Source organism: Micromonospora aridisoli (assembly GCF_056150025.1).
In genome coordinates, this window is sequence record NZ_JAXCFK010000081.1 from 1 (window position 1) to 612 (window position 612).

General features: G+C 73.9%; 1 protein-coding gene. It reads right to left on the bottom strand.

Going from position 1 to position 612, the window contains the following annotated elements; translation table 11 throughout:
* A partial coding sequence (locus SM447_RS29455) for an AIR synthase related protein (protein WP_474576128.1) occupies positions 1 to 612 on the bottom strand: 612 nt, incomplete at both ends.

The following is a 612-nucleotide window of genomic DNA, read 5'->3' on the forward strand; positions in this document are numbered from 1 at the left end:
CCGGTCACCGGAATGCCGAGTTCGGCGCAGCCGTCCGCCAGGCCGCGCACGGCCTCGCCGAACTGCCACATCACCGCCGGGTCCTCCGGGGAGCCGAAGTTCAGGCAGTTGGTCACGGCGATCGGGGTCGCACCGGTCACGGCGACGTTCCGGTACGCCTCGGCCAGGGCGAGCTTCGTGCCGTGGTAGGGGTCGAGCCGCGCGTAGCGGCCGTTGCCGTCCACGGACAGCGCCACGCCGAGCCCGGTCCGCTCGTCGATCCGAATGACGCCCGAGTCCTCCGGCTGGGCGAGCACCGTGTTGCCCAGCACGTACCGGTCGTACTGCTCGGTGACCCAGGTCTTGTCGGCGAGGTTCGGCGACGCGATCATGCGCAGCACGGTCTCCCGCAGCGCCTCCGGGTCGGCCGGGCGGGCCAGGGTCTCCGCGCGGTCGGCCTGGAGCAGGATCAGGTCGGCCGGCTCCCGCATCGGGCGGGCGTAGACCGGGCCGTCGTCGACCAGCGAGCCGGGCGGCACGTCGACCACGAGGTGGTCCCGCCAGGTGATCACGAGGCGGCCGGGCTGGCCGTCCTGCGCCGGTGCGGTGACCTCGCCGATCGCGGTGGCGAGC